The organism is Brachybacterium alimentarium, from assembly GCF_002332425.1.
Taxonomy (GTDB): Bacteria; Actinomycetota; Actinomycetes; order Actinomycetales; family Dermabacteraceae; genus Brachybacterium; species Brachybacterium alimentarium.
The window spans coordinates 1-17,588 of the sequence record NZ_NRGS01000032.1; the positions used below are offsets into that span (position 1 = coordinate 1).

Here is a 17,588-nt window from a genome sequence, read left to right on the forward strand (position 1 = left end):
GGTCGTCTGGAGCGCAAAACTCGTCGCCCAGTTCAGGACTCGTGTGCGGCGTGCCCGCGTGCGCCCGGCTCGCGTGCGCCCGGCTCACGTGCGGCGTGCCCGCGTGGGCCCGGCTCGCGCGCGTCCGGCTCGCCTGCGCTCTGCCCGCGTGCGCTCTGCTCGCGCGCGGACTGCTCGCGTGTGGCGCGGAAGGCGGGCAGCACGATGTCTTTCCGCAGCGTCTGCCGCGTCGCGGCCGGGGCGAAACCGGCGTCGAGCCCGGTGAGCACCACCTGCTCGAGGTCATCGAGCGTCCAGTCGAACGTCTCCACCGCCAGCGTCATCTCCCGGGACGTGGAGGTGCGGCTCATGAGGCGGTTGTCGCTGCTCAGCGCGACGGCGAAGCCGAGCTCGTGCAAGGGTCCGACGGCGTGGAGGGAGAGCTCCGCGGCCGCTCCGGTCTGCAGGTTCGAGCTCGGGCACACCTCGAGGCAGATCTGCTCGCGGTGCACCCGTGCGGCGACCGGCCCGAAGCGTGCGGTGGGCGTCGATGCAGAGCCCTGGGTCGACGTCGGCGCGCCGGCCGGCCCGCCGGCTGTTTCACCGGCGGCCCCACCGGCTGTCTCGCCGGCCGCCCCATCGGCTGCGTCACCGGTGGCCCCACCGGCTATCTCACCGGCCGCCCCACCGGCCGTGCCGCCAGCCGTCTCACCGGCCATGTCATCGGCCGAGCTCGTCGCGCCCGGGTCGGCGTCGATGTCCTCGACCAGACGCACGCCGTGCCCGATGCGCTCCGCCCCGCAGTCCAGGGCGTCGGCGATCGAGGCGGGTCCGTCGGCCTCCCCGGCGTGGATCGTCACGTGGATGCCGGCCTCGCGTGCGCGGGAGAACTGCGCGGCGAAGCGGCTTGCGGGGAACCCTGCCTCGGGGCCGGCGAGGTCGATGCCCAGCACCCCCGTGTCGCGTCGGGCGATAGCGAGATCGACCAGGTCGTCGCTGGGATCGAGGTGGCGCAGGTAGCACAGCAGCTGGCCCACCACGATGGTCGAGCCTGCGGCCTCGGTGGCGGCCACTCCCTCGTCGAGCCCGTCCTGCACCGCCTGCACCGCCGCGTCGAGCGTCAGCCCGCCGGCGGTGTGCTGATGCGGGGCCCAGCGGGTCTCGGCGTAGACCACGCCGTCGGCGACCATGTCCTCCACGAACTCGCGGGCGATGCGCTGCAGCGCCGGAGCGGTCTGCATGAGCGCCACGGTGCGGTCGAAGGTGGAGAGATAGGCGGGCAGGGAGCCAGAATCCGCTGCGGTGTGGAACCAGTCCGCGATGTCCTGCGCGGTGGGGGCCTCTGCTCCGCCGGGCACGTCGGTGCCGCCCTCGGCGTCCCGGGCGGGCGGGATCGGCGGCGGAGCGATGCCCAGCTCAGCGCACAGCTGGAGCACGGTGGCGGGACGCAGCCCGCCGTCGAGGTGGTCGTGCAGCGCGACAGCGGGAAGGGACCGTACGAGATCGGGGGAGAGGCGCATCCGGGCAGGATACGCGGGCTGGTCTCGCGACCGAGCCCATCGCTCGCGGCGCCCCGCCACCGCCGACGGTGCTCCACCGATGGGCCGGCACCGGCGCCGACGGCTGGCTGGCGAGCACCGACCGACCGACGGGCTGACGGACTGGCACGAACCGCGCCGGCCCGCCGTCGCCGACGGGCCGGCGCGTGCACGGCCGTGCGGGGTCAGACCCCGCTCGTGGCGATCGCGCGGTCCGGACCCGCCTCGAGCGGACCCGTCGCTCCGTCGCGCGAACCGGCCGCCCCGCCGGTCGCTCCCTCCGCCCCCTCGGCCGTCCCGCCGGTCGCTTCCTCCGCCCCCTCGGCCGTCCCGCCGGTCGCTCCCTCCGCCCCGTCGGCCGGCACCTCAGCCACGTCCCGTGCGAGCGCCACCGGGTTGTCCATCCGCCCCGCGTGCAGCAGGGAGGCGGACTGGTCGCCGATGTCGACCATCTGCAGGGTGTTGCGCAGCTGCAGACGGTTCAGGCACGAGTGGGAGAAAGTCCGGGCGCGCAGGTCCACATCCCCGGCCAGGCCCTTCGCGGTCGCGGGATGGTCCGACTCGTACCGATCGAGCACGGCGGCGACCAGGTCCCAGAACTCCGTGGCGGGAAGCATGCCGTCGGCGTCGAGGATCCCCGACAGATGCCGCAGCACGCCGTCGAACATGTCGGTGAACACCGACAGCGCCTTCTCATGGCCGGGGAGCGGGGCACCGTCAGCCCCGAGCGCTCGGATGCGCGCGACGCCCACGGGCAGCGGGCGCTCGCCGAGAACGGCCGTCTCCTCGCCGATGTCCTTCATGAAGGCCCCGGTGACGACGTGGTCGCGCACGCGCAGGATGAGGTTCTCTCCGTGCGGCATGAACACCACGTCGTGCGCGAGCAGGGCGTGCACCAACGGGTACAGGTATGCGCTGAGGTAGCGGTCCAGCCATTCCTGCGGGGAGAGGCCGGAGGCGCGGATCAGCTCGGTGACCAGAGCCGTGCCCTCGTGGTCGCGGTGCAGCAGAGCGGCCATCGTGAGCGCCTGCTCGCCGTCCTCGAGCAGCGGCACGGGGTTCTCCCGCCACAGCGCGGCGAGCATCTTGCGATGCGGATTGGTGCCGGTCGTGCGGTGGTAGGCATCCCCGGTGTAGCCGAGCGCGGCCCGTTCGCGCAGCACCGAGAAGCCCGCGTCGGCGAACGTGGGATCCTCCGCGACCAGTGCGGCGACCCAGTCGTTGATCGCGGGGGTGTCGCGCATGTAGTGCGGGGAGAGTCCGCGCAGGAATCCCATGTTCTGGATCGCGAGCGCGACCTTCACGTACGGGGCGCCCGGGCGGGTGCGGTTGAAGAAGGTGCGCAGGGACTGCTGCGCCTGGAACTCGTCACCGCCCGGGCCCAGCGGCACCAGGTCATCGCGCGCGATGTCCGCTGCGAAGGTGATCGGCAGGCGATGCTCGGCCTGCCAGGGGTGCAGCGGGAGCAGGTGGTAGTCCGACGGGTCGAGCCCGCGGCAGGCGAGCCGATCGGTGAACGCATCCAGCTCCTCCGTGCTGAGCGCCTGGTGCAGGTGCTCCTGCTCGTCGAGCCCGTGGCCCACCGCGAGATGGCTCAGGCTGCGCCGCGCCGCGACCCAGAACAGGCGCGTGCGCGACCCGGTCTCGGGAGCGTACGCCCGGTAATCGCTGAGCGAGTACCCGATGCGCCCGTTGTTGGCCAGGAACCCGGGGTGCCCCTCGGTCATGGCCGCCTCGACCGTCTGCAGATCCGCCCCGACGAGTTCACCGGATGTGGGCCGACGCCCCTCCTGCGCATCGTCGAGTTTCGCGGCGCCGGCGGCGAAGGTCGAGGCGAGCTCCTCGAGATAGGTGGAGAGCAGGTCCTCGGGGATGCCGAGCGATTCCTGCAGGTCGAGGATCAGCTGCTGGGCGTCCAGCGGCTGGGGCAGATCGTTCACCCGGCGCACGATCGAGGCCTCCTCGACCAGCCAGTGCTCCAGCGGCAGCACACGAGCGCGGAAGGTGTAGACGGTCTCGCCGAGCTCGAGGAGCCAGCGGCGCTCGACGGCGAGGTCGGCGCCGGTGGCCTGCATCGGCTGGGTGGGCGCCGGGGTCGCGGCCGCCGGGGCGGGCGCATCGCCCGGCCTCCGTGCGTCGGCCTGCATCGGTGCATCGACCTGCGTCGCTGCGTCGGCCTGCACCGACGCAGCGTCGGCGCGGGGTGCGATCAGGCGTTCGTGAGCGAACTCCGACAGGGCCTTGGCGACCAGGTGGCGGTGCGCGCGAGCGGCCGTGCCGCGTGAGAGGTGGGCGTGCGGGGCGCGCTCGCCGGACCACCCCTGGCCCAGCGGGCTGGCGGCGAAGTCCTCCCGGGTGCACACGCTGAGCGCTGCCCGCTTGGTGTGTCCGTCGGCCACCAGGTCGATCTCTCGCAGCACCCGGAATCCGGCGGCCGCGTTCTTCGCGAGGATCGCGGTGTTGCGAGCATCCGGCTCGACGACCAGACGCAGCGCGTCCAGTCCTGCCACGCCGTCGGCACCCGGATCGCCGAGGCAGAAGGCGACCACATCGCGCATCACGGCGGCCGTGAAGCCGTGCACCGGATTCTCGCCCGGGGGAGCGATGAGCAGGTGCATGCCCAGGTCGCCGGGCTGTTCGGGCAGTTCGTGGGCGGGGATCAGCAGCGACGGGCGGTAGGTCTCGACGTAGAAGAGCGGTGCGCCGGCGTCCCCGGTGTCGGCCGCCGTGCGCCGACGCCCGATCCAGCCGTTCTGCGCGGGATGCGCGGCCACGGTCTGCAGGTGCTCGCGGACCTGCTCGAGACTGTGATCCTGCATCTCCCAGTAGCGGGCATGCGGGGAGGTCAGCCAGGCGTGGACCGCCTCGGCATCCTGCGTGGGCCGGACCGGGGCGAGGGTGAAGGTGCTCATGAGGGGACTCCTGCGGGACGGGGGCGGGCAGCCTGGGTCTGATCCGCCGGGGGTGAGGTGCGGACCGGCGGATCCGCTGAGGGTGCTGCGGCCGACGGTGCCGCGGCCGATGGTGCTGCGGACGACGGCGCTTCGGCCGACGGGGCTGCGGCCGACGGCGCCGCGGTCGCTGCGGCGGCGGTCGGATCGTCTGCCGCAGCCTGCGGGTCGCGGTCCTCCTGCGGCGGGAGGCCGAAGGTCTGGAAGGCGATGCGGCGTTCGATCGCGTAGGGCTCGCGGCCGGTGATCGCGGCCAGCACGACGCTCGCGCGCCAGGCGCCGAAGCCCAGGTCGGGAGCGGTCACGCCGTGCGTGTGCTCCTCGGCGTTCAGCACGTGCAGCCGTCCGGCGTCGTCGACCGTGTAATCGCGCGAGACGTCCAGGCGACCCTTGGCATCCCGTCGCACCAGGTCGGCGACGGGATCCAGGAAAGCGGGGATCGAGGAGCGGTAGCCGGTTGCGGCGATCAGGGCACCGGTGCGGTGCTCCCGCTCGGTGCCCAGCTGACCGTGCCGCAGGGTCAGCACGTGCTCGCCGGTCTCCTCGTCGACATGCCCCGCGGTGACGGCGACGTCGCTGAGCAGCGTGGTGTGCGGCGCGCGCCCACCCTGCCCCAGGCGGTAGAGGGTGTCGTGGATGTCATCCACGAGATCGCCGCTGATGCCCTTGTAGAGGCTGCGCTGCTCACGGCCCAGCCGGTCGCGCAGCTCCTCGGGAAGGGAGCGGTAGTGGTCGGTGTACTCCGGGGAGGTCATCTCCAGGGTGAGCTTCGTGTACTCCATCGCGAAGAACCGCGGGGAGCGGGTGATCCAGTCCAGCTGGATGCCGCGGCGGTCGGTCTCCTCGAGCAGGTCCCGGTACACCTCCGCGGCGGACTGCCCCGATCCCACGATCGTGATCGACCCCGACTCCAGCAGGCGCTCGCGCGAGGGCAGGAACTCCGCGGTGTGGACGACGGGGCCGGAGCGTTCGCCGGCCTGTTCGCGCAGCATGCGGAGCGGCTCGGGCAGCACCGGAGCGGTGCCGACGCCGAGCACCAAATGGCGGCCGCGATGCTGCTCGAGGCCCACCACGGCGCCGTCCTCGTCGAGCACCTCTGCGGTGACCACGAAGTGCTCGTGCGGGCCGACGGAGCCGACAGGGCCGACGGATTCGACGGATTCGACGGCGGCGCGCGAGCTCGCCGCAGATCCGTCGTCGGCCGCAGCAGCACCCTCGGCGTTCTGAGCCGTCTCCACGGCGATCACCCTGCGGCTCCAGCGCAGCGAATCCAGCTGGTCCGCAACCCAGCGGCAGTACGCGTCGTACTCCGAGCGCAGCGGATAGAACGATTCGCGGATGTAGAACGGGTAGAGCCGCCCGGTGGCCTTGAGGAACGCCAGGAACGAATAGCGCGAGGTGGGATCGGCCATCGTCACCAGGTCCGCGAGGAAGGGAACCTGGATCGTGGCGCCGTCGAGCATCATCCCCGGATGCCAGCGGAACTCGGGGCGCTGGTCCAGGAACACCGCGTCGACGTCCTCGAGCGGGTCCGAGAGCGCGGCCAGACCCAGCCCGAACGGGCCGATGCCGATGCCCACCAGGTCATGGATCGGCCCCCTGTCCGCTGCCGGGGAGGACGTAGAGATCGCCGAAGCTGCAGAGGCTGCAGAGGCTGCAGAGGCTGCGGAAGCTGCGGAGGCTGCGGAAGCTGCGGAGCTTTCCGCGGTCGTGCCGTCTGCGGGGCTCATCGTGCACCTCCTGCGGCGACCGGAGCGGAACCCGTCGCACGGGCGGAGGTCGCCGGGGCGGACTCGGCCCCGCGGATCTCGTGGTCGGAGAGGTCGATCCCGGCCAGCAGTCCGCGGCCCGTGGCGCGCACCAAGTCCAGCACGGCGGCGATGTCCAGCACGGTGGCCTCGGGATTCAGCAGCGTGAGCTTCAGCCAGGGCGTGCCGTCGATCGTGGTGCGGGCGACCATCGCCCGGCCCGACTCGAACAGCACCCGTCGGATCAACGGCACGAAGCGGTCCGCCGTCGCCGGATCGGTGCCAGCGGGACGGAAGCGGAACAGCACCGTGGACAGGTCCGTCGAGCCCAGCACCTCGAAGTCGGGATCGGTCTCGAGCAAGCCTCGGACGTCCGTAGCCAGATCGCACACCTGGTCCACCATCGTGCCCAGTCGATCCGGGCCCAGCGAGCGCAGCGTGGTCCACAGCTTCAGCGCGTCGAACCGCCGCGTGGTCTGCAGGGACTTGTCGACCTGGTTCGGCTCGGCATCCTTCCCGACGGCCTCGGCCGCGGGGTTCAGATAGTCCGCGTGCCAGGTCGAGGCGGCGAGCTCCGCGGGGTCGCGCACGATGAGCGCGCTCGAGGAGACCGGCTGGAAAAATGTCTTGTGGAAGTCGACCGTGATCGAGTCTGCGCGCTCGATGCCGTCCAGCAGGTGGCGTCGCGCGGGAGAGATCAGCAGGCCGCCCCCGTAGGCGGCGTCCACGTGCAGCCAGATCCCGTGCTCAGCGCAGAGGTCCGCAGCGGGATGGATCGGGTCGATGAGCCCACGATCGGTGGTGCCCGCCGTGAGCGACACCGCCATCACGGTGCGATCCTCGGCCTGGGACTCCTCGATCGCGACGCGGAGGGCGTCGGGATCCATCCGTCCGTCCTCCGCGCAGTCCACCGTGACGACCGCGTCCTCGGGCAGGCCCAGCAGCATGGCGGAGCGCGCGACCGAGAAGTGGCCGACGGGGCTGGTCAGCAGGCGCAGCCGGCCGATGGTCTCGTGCCGCGGTGCGGGGGACTTCCGGATGGCGTGCTCCCGGGCGAGGAACAGCGCCTGCAGGTTCGACTGCGTGCCGCCCGAGGTGAACACCCCGTCGCCGGCCGCGAATCCGATCCGCTCGGCGGTCCAGGTGATCAGGCGCTGCTCGATGAAGGTGGCCACGAGCGACTGGTCGTAGGTGTCCACCGAAGTGTTGATCGCGGCGAGCATCGCCTCGGCGGCGACCGCGGGCAGCACGACCGGGCAGTTCAGATGTGCGGTGTACGAGGGGTGATGGAACCACACGGCGTGGCGCGCGTAGAGCTCGTCGGCCTCGCGCAGGGCGGCGCTGTCGCCGATCCCGGCGGTGTCCAGGTCGACGTCGGCGACCATCGCCTCCAGCGCGCGACGATCCGGGCCGACGGACGGGGAGGAGACGCTGCGGAAGCGCTCCGCCACGGTGTCGACCACCTCGTGCAGCAGCTCCGCATAGGTCTCGGCGGACGCCGTGGTCAGCAGGGCCGGGGGCCCGTCGGCGCGTGCACTCTCGGTGGCGGGATCGCTCCCGCCGCCAGGGGCGGGGAGCGGATCGGTCGAGCGGGGACGGGCCAGGGAGGGAGGCACGTCCTGCGTCAGATCTGTCATGGGGAGAGAGCCTTCCTGCGCATGCTGAGGGCCGACGGGGACTCGTTCCGCGCTGCCCGGAGAGCTGAGCGCACGGCGCGATTCCTACGGACCTCGATGAGTGAGGTTTGGCTACCCTAAGTACGGTCGAGTGGAAAAGCGCAACCTCTGACCATTGGCGACATGAGATGCGCCACGATCCTCTGACCTGGTCAGATGTCCGAGAAGTCGGGTCCTTGGATGTCGGGACACGCTTCCGGCCGAGCTTCTCTCACCGTGCCCCGCGCTGCCGGCCGCCCGTTCTCGCTGGCTGTGCGCGCCGAGCTCACGGGTTCCCGAAACGCCCCGGTCGACCCGAATTTCTGCATTCGCCATCCCCGCGACACCAGGACGTGATCGACTCGCTGAGGTATCCGCACTCGACCCCTGGAGACCTCATGCCGGCATCCGTCGCGCCCGCCCCCGTCAGCCGTCGCCGCCTACTCCAGGCGAGCGGCGCCTCCGCCGCCGTGATCGCCCTGGGCATCCGCGCACCGCAGGCGCAGGCCGAGACCGCGCCGCAGCCCGAGGGGCTGTTCTCCCTCGGCGTGGCCTGCGGCGCGCCCCGGCCCGACGGGATGGTGCTGTGGACGCGCCTCGCCCCGGAGCCCCTCGCGGAGGACGGGCACGGCGGGATGGAGGGCAAGGACGTCACCGTGCGCTGGCACGTCGCGAAGGACCCGGAGTTCCGACAGATCACCGCCCGCGGTCAGGCGCTCGCCCAGCCCGCGCTGGCCCACGCCGTCCATCCCCGCGTGGAGGGCCTGGAGCCCGCCACCGACTACTTCTACCGGTTCTCGGTGGGACGTCAGAACAGCCCCGTCGGCCGTTTCCGCACCCTGCCCGCCGAGGGCGCCGAGGTGGAGTCCTTCAGCGTGGGGGTCGTGTCCTGCCAGGCCTGGTACCACGGCCATTTCACCGCTCACAAGCATCTTGCCGCCGAGGAGGAGCTGGACCTCGTGGTGTTCGTCGGCGACTACATCTACGAATACGGCATCACCGAGTCGAACCTGTGGCGCCAGGGCGTCGAGGTGGGGCCCGCCCATCAGGTCGAGGCGGAGACGCTGGAGCAGTACCGGCTGCGCTATGCCCTGTTCAAGTCCGATCCGCACCTGCAGGCGGTCCATGCCAGGGTGCCGGCGGTCGCCGTGTGGGACGACCACGAGGTGCAGAACGACTACCTCGGCGGCAGCTCGAGCACCGGGGTCCCCGATGACCTGTTCGCCCATCGCATCGCCGTGGCCTACCGGGCCTTCTACGAGAACATGCCCCTGGACCTCGAGGCCCTGCCCGACGGTCCCGACAGCGACATCACCACCGGATTCGACGTGGGGAACCTCGCGCGCCTGACCCTGCTGGACACCCGCCAGTTCCGCGATCCCGCGCCGACGGACCCGGAGGACCAGCAGCGCCCGGAGCGCTCCATGCTCGGCGCCGAGCAGGAGGAGTGGGCGAGCGACCGGCTGGCAGACTCGCCGGCCACCTGGAACATCCTGGCCAACGGGGTGGTCGTCGCCGCGATCACCGAGGACCGCGTGGACATGTGGGACGGCTACCCGGCGGCCCGGCAGCGACTGCTGGACGCGATGGCCGGCGCACCGAACCCGGTGGTGCTCACGGGGGACATCCACAGGCACGTCGCCACCGAGCTGCTCGCGGACTTCTCCGATCCCGGCAGCGGAACCGTGGGCGTCGAGCTGATCTGCACCTCGGTGGGATCCGACGGGGACGGCGCGAAGACCGACGCGAACACGCCGGACTGGCTCCAGCACGAGTACGTCAAGCATTACGACGGCCGCCGCGGCTACCTCCATCTGCGCCTGACGCCCGAGGAGCTGGTCTCCAGCTTCTACATCGTGGAGTGGGTGGAGGCGGATGACACCGCGCCCAAGCTGCTCTCGGCCCGGTTCACCACCCCCGCGGGCGACTCCCGCCTGATCCCGGCCTGATCGCGGCCGGCAAGGAGCACCCCATGAGTTCGACCCCCGACGCCGTCACCGGCCTCACCGCCCACCCTGCCCTCGCCTCGATCGAGCTGACCTGGGATCCCCTGGGCTGGGACCCGCTGATCGACCACTTCCGGATCTACGCCGTGGCGGGGGAGGCGAGCCCCGGCGAGCCTGATGAAGCTGACCTGCTGGGCAAGACCGTCTACCCCCGGTTCGTGCATGTCGACCTCGACCCGGCCGGGGAGACCTGGACCTATCGGGTGCTGGCCGTCTCCGACGCAGGGCTGCGCGGCGAGGCGAGCGACGCGATGACCGGCACCTCGCAGCCCTCGGTGACCGCAACCGGTCGGGAGATCGCCCGGATCGGGGACTTCGACGGCCGCACCCTGGAGCTGCACCTCGCCCCGAGCTCCTACGAGCAGATCGCCGTGGACTACCCCGACGCGGTGATCGAGTACGAGCAGGGGGTCGACGAACCGGGCACCGCCTGGCCGTACCTGCTGCCCGGGCCGGGCGATGCCTGGGCGGGGTCGACGGCGCATCGCGCCCGCTGGACCCTCACCCTGGACGGAGAGCCGTCGGCCCCGCACGATCTCGCGATCTGGCTGGCGGACACCACGCGCCTGGGCGGGATCCTGCGGGTGCGGGTGAACGAGGAGGCGATGGCAGACATCGAGCTGCCGACGGGCAGCACCCGCGGCTCGCGCGAGGGCGACGCCACGCTGCCGGATTCCCCCTTGCTGCGGTCCTTCCACGAGCTCGAGATGCCCGAGGGCCTGCTGCAGAGCGGCGAGAACGTCATCGAGTTCGAGCTCGCCGAGGGCGGCTGGGTGGCGTGGGACGCGGTGGGGCTGTTCGCGCGGGAGGGCTGAACCGGGCCGGTCCGCCGTTCTGCCCTCTTGGTCAGTACTTGATCGTGCTGCAGCTGCGGGAGGTGCTCAGCGCAGCGAGAGCAGCTGGCGCAGCCAGGGCACGTGGCCCCCGAGCAGGGAGAGCACCCCGTCGCTGAGCACCACCAGCGCGATGAGTGCGAGCACCACGGCGAGCGCGCTCTGCAGCGGGCGTCGGCGTGCGGCGAACCAGTCCGCCATGCGGCGCACGATCCGTTCGTGCTTCCCGATGGCCGCGATCACGGTGAGCGTCACCAGGGGCGCCTGGTAGACGAGGTTCCACAGCACGAGCAGGCCGATCCGCAGCGCGAGGACCTCTTCCTGGGCGGCCATTCCCACCGCGATGGTGAAGGCAGGGTCGGCGAGGGCGGTCGCGGAGAAGGCGACGCCCGCGGTGAGCATCGGCCACAGTGCGAGGCGCGCGGGGGAGCTGCGCCGTGCAGGTCCCTCGCGCGGCAGGGGTGGCCGGCGGGCAGAGCGCCACTGGTGGACGGCGAAGCCGCCAAGAGCGAGCCCGGCGACGACCTCGACGCTGCCGATCGCGCCGTTGGAGTGCAGGATCGGATGCAGCCAGCGCCCGAGCACATCGAGCAGCGGGTGCAGGACCAGCGTGGCGACCACGATCACCGCCGCATAGCCGGCCCAGAACGTGAGCAGGTGCCGGAGGCGCCCGCCGCGCAGCAGGACGCCGGTCGCGATGACCCCGCCGAGCACATCCATGGTGAGAGCGGCGAGCCCGAGGAAGGCGAGGGTCCCGGACAACGTCATGGGACAAGCGTACGAGTGCGGTGGTCAGCGGCACGAGGGGGAGAACCGCAGGGTCCTCAGGGGGACACCCCGACGCCTCAGCTGCCACAGAGGGCCTGACCGGGTGCGCTGCTCAGGGCAGGCTGCTGAGGCCTGCCGCTACGGTGATGATCCCGGAACCTGCCGAGGTGCCGGGCCCCGAGGAGACGAGAGCATGATGACCGAACCCGCACCCTTCGAGGTGTACGAAGAAGGCGTCTACCTGCACGGCACCAAAGCGGTGCTCGAGCCCGGAGATCGGCTCACACCGCAGCAGCCCTCGAACTATCGCGATGACCTGGCGATGAGCCACATCTACTTCACCCAGACGCTGGCCGCCGCGGCCTGGGGAGCCCAGCTCGCCCAGGGCGAGGGACAGCCCCACATCTACGTCGTGGAGCCGACAGGAAAGGTCGAGGACGACCCCAACGTCACCGACAAGCGCTTCCCCGGCAACCCCACCCGCTCCTACCGCAGTGGCAAGCCGGTGCGCGTGGTGCGCGAACTCGAAGGCTGGACCGGCCACAGCCCGGAGAGCGTCCAGGCCATGCGTGAAGGTCTCGCGGAGCTGCGTCGCGAAGGGCACGACGAGATCATCGACTGAGATTTCGCCGTTGGTCGATTCCTCACATCATGCGGAATAGACGATCTCGTCAACCTTGATGGTGGTGAGCACCTCGAGATCGCGGAGGTCCTTCGAGGCCGTGTTCAGAGGATCGTCCGACAGGATCACCAGGTCTGCCCGCATGCCCTCACGGATCAGGCCCTTGGAATGCTCTTCGCCGTATTGATAGGCGGCCTCGACGGTCACTGCGCGTAAGGCTTCCCAGGTCGAGATGCGGTGAGCGGGGCCGATTTGCTGACCCGTGTGGCTGCTGCGGTTCACGGCGGCCCAGATCGTCAGGATCAAGTCCGGCGGCGTGACGGGGGAGTCCTGGTGCAAGGTGACGCGGACACCCCGATCCAGGGCGGAGCGGGCGGGGGATATCCGGTGCCCACGCTCGGGGCCGAAGTTGCGCAGGTGCACATCGCCCCAGAACCAGGTGTGCACGGAGAAGATCGAGGCGATCATACCGACCGGGGCCATCCGGTCGAGTTGGTCGTCGCGCACGGTCTGGGCGTGGATCATGACCGGCCGCGCTTCGAGGAGGGGCCTGTCAACTTGTCTGTGTAAGCGGGGTGTTCACAGGTAGGGGGTGATCCGTTCGGGATAGGCCGCTGCGAGCTGCGCGAGGGCTTGTTTCCAGTTGGTGACGACCTGGCCCTCGACGAGTCGGCCCTGGGCCTTCCTTTGGCCGGCGGGCTTGCCACGGTCCTTCTCGCGCTCGGCGGCGCGCTTGTCTTCGATGTTGCAGATCGCCAGCCAGAGCAACTTCACGGCCGCTTCCGTGGTCGGGAAGTGCCCGCGGTTCTTGGTGACCTTCCGCAGCTGGAAGTTCAGCGACTCGATGCTGTTCGTCGTGTAGATGACCTTGCGGAGCATCGGCGGGAACTGCAGGAACGGAATGAACCTCTCCCACGAGGCCGCCCAGGTCGCAGCCGCAGATGGGTACTTCTGCCCCAACTCAGAGGCCTCGAAATCAGCCAGCGCCTTGCGGGCGACGTCCTCGCTCGGGGCCGTGTAGACCGGCTTCAACGCCTTGGCGACCTTCTTGCGGTCCTGGTAGGCCACGAACCGCATCGCGGCCCTGATCAGGTGGACCACGCAGGTTTGGACCATCGATTCCGGCCACGTCGCCTCGATCGCCTCTGGAAGACCCTTGAGGCCGTCGCAGCAGACGATCAGCACGTCCCGAATGCCCCGGTTGGCGAGGTCCGCGCAGACGTGGGCCCAGAACGCCGATCCCTCGGTGTCCTGGACCCAGATTCCCAGCACGTGCTTGATCCCGTCCAGGTCCACACCGACGGCGATATAGGCAGCTCGGTTGATGACCTGGCTGTTCTCTCGGATCTTGATCCGGATCGCGTCGAGATACATCACCGGGTAGAACTCCTCCAGCGGCCGGGACTGCCAGGCCAGGACCTCCTCGGAGACGGCGTCAGTGATGTTGCTGATCGTCTCGTGGGACAGGTCCGTGCCGATTGTGGAGGCCAGATGGTGCTGGATATCGCGGATCGTCATCCCGCCGGCATAGAGGCTGATGATCATGTCATCGAGCCCGCCCAGACGGCGCTGCCCCTTGGGGACCAGGCGCGGGGTGAACGAGCCTCCCCGGTCGCGGGGCACGTCCAGCTCGATCGGCCCGACCTCGGACTCGACCTTCTTTGGCGTCGTGCCGTTACGGGAGTTGGCGTGCTTCGCCGCGTCCTCGGAGCCCTTCTCATAGCCCAGATGGCTGGTCAGCTCGGCCTGCAGACCTCGCTCGAGCGCGGCCTTGACCAGCGCGGGCACGAACCCGCTGTCGCCGGTCAGCTCGACCTTGCCCGCGTCGATCTGCGCGAACAGTGCATCGAGCTGTCCGGAGGCCTTCAACTGCTCGACCAAATCCTGGCCCGACGGCTCACCGCCCGGCTGCTGCTTCTCGTTGGTCATGGTCATGATTCTTACCGTTCCTCTCGGTACGGCTTACACAGACCATCTGACACGCCCTCGAGGAGCGCGGGTGTCTCGGCCCCGACACGCTCGACCAGCCTGATACGGCCGATGGATCCTCAGCCCTTGACTCCGCTGGAGACGATGCCTTCGACGAATTGCCTCTGTAGAAGCACGTAAAGGGTCAGTGGTACGAGGAAGGTCACTGTTGCGCCAGCCATCACCAGCCCGTAATCAGTGGTGAACCGTCCCTGGAGGTTCGCGGCCGCGAGCGTCACGGTTTCCATCCCGGCGTCCGTGATTGAGACCAGGGGCCACAGGAAATCATTCCAGGTAGACAGGAACGTGAAGACCGCCAGCGCAACGATCACCGGTCGCACCAGTGGAATGACGATCCGTAGGAAGATCCGGAAGTCGGTGGCACCGTCGATCCTAGCGGCGTCAAGCAGGTCGTTCGGAATGCCCTTCATAAACTGTCGGATCAAGAACACACCGAAGGCATTGACCACCGGCAGCGCCAGTGCGAGGTGTGTGTTCAGGAGCCCCAGGTCGCCTGTAATCCCGTACAGCGGAATCAACGTGACCTGGCCTGGGACCATCATGGTCGCGATATAGATCCAGAACACAGCCTCTGAGCCCGGGAAAGGGTTCTTCTCGAAGGCAAAAGCTGCCATTGAGCACACCACAATATTAAGCACGCAAGCGATCACCACGACGATCACGCTGGTCAGGAGCGCCTGGGCAAACTTATTTTCCAGGAACAGTCGCACGTAGTTGTCAAGGGTGAAGTCAGCTGTATTGAGGGTGGCGGTCATCCGCATGGTTTCCTGGACTGACGTGACCGCCATGAACACGAATGGCAGTGCTGCTAGCAACACCAGAGCGCCCAGCGCGACCGCCCAGGCGACGTCGCCACTACTGGGGTGGCGGGCTACCGTCCCGCGCGACGCGTCATTCTTGAGGTCATGTCGGGAGGTCTTGTGCGTCTCGGTGGGTCTATCAACTCTTGAGTCGGTGGTCAGTTCAGTCATCGGAGAGCACCTTTCTCTGCACGATCGCGATGGCCACGACAATCACAAACAGGATCATGGCCATCGCGCTCGCGTAACCCATCTGGAAGTTCTCAAAGCCTGCCTGATACAGGCGTACGACGATGGTGGCGGTGGCTCCGCCAGGACCGCCGCCGGTCATCACGTAGACCAGATCGAAGACCTGGAAGGACCAGATCGTCCCCAGAATAACCACCAGCAAGGTGATGGGACGCAACGAAGGGATCGTGATTTTGAACAGCTGCTGTATGCGGGAGGCGCCGTCGACGGACGAGGCCTCATAGAGCTCCGCAGGGACCGCGAGGATGCCCGCATAATAGATTACGAGGAAGTACCCGATATTCTTCCATACGGTCACCAGGATGATGGCCGCCAGCGCTAGGTTGGGGTTTCCGAGGACGTTTAACCCCGGCAACCCCAGCATGCCGAGGAACGAGTTGACCAGTCCTTGGTCCGTGCCGAGGATTGCGCGCCACACGACGGCGGCGACGACCAGTGAGGAGACCACGGGGACGAACAGTACTGAGCGCACGACTCGTCCGAATGCATTGCGGAAGCGCCGTACCACAGCTTCGGCTATTACTAGGGACAGAAAAGTCTGCAGGGGCACTGCGCCGAGCGTGTAGATGAGCGTGACGATCAATGCATCAACGAACGACGGGTCCTGGGACAGCAGCTGGTAGTTGTCGAGCCCGATCCACGTGGGGCTCCCCAGGACCGAGTAAGACGTGAAGCTGTAATACAGCGAAGTCAGGATCGGGATGATCATGACAACCAGGAGGATCGCGAAGCTCGGCAGGATGTACAGCGCCCCACTGAACGGCTTGCGGGCCTTGCGCGGTGAGGGCTGGGCAGTCCGGGAGAGTGTGTCTGTGCTGGAGGTGGACGCGGGGCTAGTAGCGACCATCGTTCACACCCCTGCCGCGAGTGCCGCGTTGCCGGAGGCTGACGCATCAGAAAGAGCCTGCTCAGGAGTCTTGCGCCCGAGCACCATTTGCTGGAGATTCTCGAATAGTGCGTTATAAGCCGCATTACCTCGAGGCATTATCGGCAAGCCGCGAAGCATGTCCGTTTCGGCGAAAGTGTCCGAGAAGGGATCGTCGGTGTTCGGTCTTTCGTCGGAGCCGATGGGTGGGAAGTGCTGTACGTCGCTGTGGAATTTCTCCATGCTCTCTCCAGCGGTCAGGTGTTCAATGAGCGCCGTGCCGAGCTCCTTGTCAGGACATTTTTTGGTAAGGACAAGGGCGTCATTGGCGACAAAGGTTGCGCGCGTGGCATTAGTCAGCGAGTCGATGAAGCCTAGGTCCGCAATCTCCTCTGCGTACACGGGCAACTTGGCTGCGCTCCCGGGTGCGAAGACTGTCCTGCCCTCCAAGAACATCGTTTCGATGTCGTCGCTGTTGAGGCCGGAGACGTTCCGCGGCATCGTTTCCTTGACGAGGAAGTCATTGATGAAGTGTGCGGCCTCGAGCCCCTCTGGGCTGTTGAATGCTGTGCGGCTGCCGTCCTCCGTGAAAATCTCCCCACCGGCCTGCCACATAAACGGGAAATAGCATTCGTTCAGCATGCCGCGGGCCTGATTTCCCCAGGGCATCACGATGCCGGGGAGTCCGAGTTCACGATGGGCGAGTCCGGCGACCTCGGCGAGCTCGTCCCAGGTGGTGGGCAGTGCGGCGATCCCCGCCTGCTTCAGCAGTTCCTGGTTCGCCCAGATGACGCGTGCGTTGCCGACGACGTAAGGGACCCCATACTGGTGCCCGTCGAACTTTCCTTCCTCGAGGAAGAACATGCGTTGTCGGGCATCCTGTGACAGGTATTCGTCAACTGGGACGATTGCATCGGCGTCTACGTAGTCGCCCATCATCTCGGTGTACATGTAGCCAACGTCCGGCCCGGTGCCGCTGGACACGCCGGTGAGGTACCGCTCCTCGTAGCTGTCCCAAGTAGTCAGCGTGAGGTTGACCGGAGTGCCGTGCTCCTTGACGAAGGGTGCCAGAAGGTCCTCATAGACCTTTTTCTCATCCTGCACGCTGCCGTTGCCCTGGGGTGCAGGTAGCCAGAGCTCCAGTGCCCCGGTCGAAGAGGCTTTTTCGCCCCCGCAGCCCGCGACCGCCACTGTCAGGGCAGTTGCGCCGGCACCGGCCAGCACTGAGCGTCGCCTGATGGACGTCACTGTCATCATCTCCTCCTCATTGAGTTCACGGGCGTCCACGCACAGAAGGAACCTGCGACGGACAGTTCGGGCGCCTGGTGCACTGCCCACGATGCGTACCGGAGCTCTAAGCCTCGTGTCCAGCGGTGTCCATCCGAACGCGTGTTGCCTGCACAGCGGAGTCTAGCTGACTGTACGTGATTGTTTAGGTCAGATACACTCAAGATCACGCAAGTCCGACGAGGTGTTTTGCGTGCGGCGAGCCTGCGTATTGCCGGTCTCTGCCTCACCTCGATCCGATGTTGTATCCGAGGAGTGCTCACCAGTGATCTCTGTTCTGACCGATTCCCTGGAGAAG

12 protein-coding genes and 1 pseudogene are annotated in these 17,588 nt (G+C 68.6%); 3 read left to right on the plus strand and 10 right to left on the minus strand.

The features are described 5' to 3' along the window. Positions 1 to 32: 32 nt before the first annotated feature. The 4 genes from CIK71_RS15955 to CIK71_RS15970 form a co-directional block, all read right to left on the minus strand. A complete protein-coding gene (locus CIK71_RS15955) occupies positions 33 to 1,499 on the minus strand; it encodes an adenosine deaminase family protein (RefSeq protein ID WP_096166675.1) in 1,467 nt (488 codons plus the stop codon). A gap of 203 nt (positions 1,500 to 1,702) precedes the next feature. After that, positions 1,703 to 4,429, minus strand: a complete 2,727-nt coding sequence (locus CIK71_RS15960) for a GNAT family N-acetyltransferase (RefSeq protein WP_176485672.1) — start codon at positions 4,427 to 4,429, stop codon at positions 1,703 to 1,705. Continuing rightward, entirely contained in the window at positions 4,426 to 6,198 is a 1,773-nt protein-coding gene (locus tag CIK71_RS15965) for a lysine N(6)-hydroxylase/L-ornithine N(5)-oxygenase family protein (RefSeq protein WP_245857698.1), read from the minus strand. Before CIK71_RS15965 ends, CIK71_RS15960 begins: the two co-directional genes overlap by 4 nt. Continuing rightward, the gene (locus CIK71_RS15970) at positions 6,195 to 7,853 is read right to left on the minus strand and encodes a pyridoxal phosphate-dependent decarboxylase family protein (RefSeq protein WP_096166676.1); all 1,659 of its coding nucleotides are present in this window, start codon (positions 7,851 to 7,853) and stop codon (positions 6,195 to 6,197) included. The genes CIK71_RS15965 and CIK71_RS15970 overlap by 4 nt, the downstream gene beginning before the upstream one ends. Positions 7,854 to 8,269: 416 nt before the next feature. On the opposite strand from CIK71_RS15970, the gene CIK71_RS15975 reads away from it, so the two are divergent. Both CIK71_RS15975 and CIK71_RS15980 read left to right on the plus strand, forming a co-directional pair. After that, positions 8,270 to 9,820, plus strand: a complete 1,551-nt coding sequence (locus tag CIK71_RS15975) for an alkaline phosphatase D family protein (protein ID WP_096166677.1) — start codon at positions 8,270 to 8,272, stop codon at positions 9,818 to 9,820. Between the two features lie 23 nt (positions 9,821 to 9,843). After that, positions 9,844 to 10,692 carry a polysaccharide lyase family protein gene (locus tag CIK71_RS15980; protein ID WP_096166678.1) on the plus strand — a complete coding sequence of 283 codons (849 nt, stop codon included), beginning with the start codon at positions 9,844 to 9,846 and terminating at the stop codon, positions 10,690 to 10,692. Between the two features lie 66 nt (positions 10,693 to 10,758). On the opposite strand, the gene CIK71_RS15985 is transcribed toward CIK71_RS15980, so the two are convergent. Then, positions 10,759 to 11,478, minus strand: a complete 720-nt coding sequence (locus CIK71_RS15985; RefSeq protein ID WP_096166679.1) for a GAP family protein — start codon at positions 11,476 to 11,478, stop codon at positions 10,759 to 10,761. 193 nt (positions 11,479 to 11,671) lie between these two features. Here CIK71_RS15985 and arr point away from each other — a divergent pair, with 193 nt between their 5' ends. Then, the gene (gene arr / locus CIK71_RS15990; RefSeq protein WP_338022890.1) at positions 11,672 to 12,100 is read left to right on the plus strand and encodes an NAD(+)--rifampin ADP-ribosyltransferase; all 429 of its coding nucleotides are present in this window, start codon (positions 11,672 to 11,674) and stop codon (positions 12,098 to 12,100) included. A 27-nt stretch (positions 12,101 to 12,127) separates the two neighbouring features. On the opposite strand, the pseudogene CIK71_RS15995 reads toward arr, so the two are convergent. The 5 genes and pseudogenes from CIK71_RS15995 to CIK71_RS16015 all read right to left on the minus strand — a co-directional run. Beyond that, positions 12,128 to 12,628: pseudogene (locus CIK71_RS15995) on the minus strand (amidohydrolase family protein); the annotation flags it as partial. 51 nt (positions 12,629 to 12,679) lie between these two features. Then, a complete protein-coding gene (locus CIK71_RS16000) occupies positions 12,680 to 14,035 on the minus strand; it encodes an IS256 family transposase (RefSeq protein WP_404801967.1) in 1,356 nt (451 codons plus the stop codon). Positions 14,036 to 14,148: 113 nt separating this feature from the next. Further along, entirely contained in the window at positions 14,149 to 15,060 is a 912-nt protein-coding gene (locus tag CIK71_RS16005; protein WP_096166681.1) for a carbohydrate ABC transporter permease, read from the minus strand. Further along, a complete protein-coding gene (locus CIK71_RS16010) occupies positions 15,053 to 15,985 on the minus strand; it encodes a carbohydrate ABC transporter permease (protein ID WP_096166682.1) in 933 nt (310 codons plus the stop codon). Before CIK71_RS16010 ends, CIK71_RS16005 begins: the two co-directional genes overlap by 8 nt. A 3-nt stretch (positions 15,986 to 15,988) precedes the next feature. Then, the gene (locus tag CIK71_RS16015) at positions 15,989 to 17,290 is read right to left on the minus strand and encodes an ABC transporter substrate-binding protein (RefSeq protein ID WP_141393736.1); all 1,302 of its coding nucleotides are present in this window, start codon (positions 17,288 to 17,290) and stop codon (positions 15,989 to 15,991) included. Between the last annotated feature and the right edge of the window lie 298 nt (positions 17,291 to 17,588).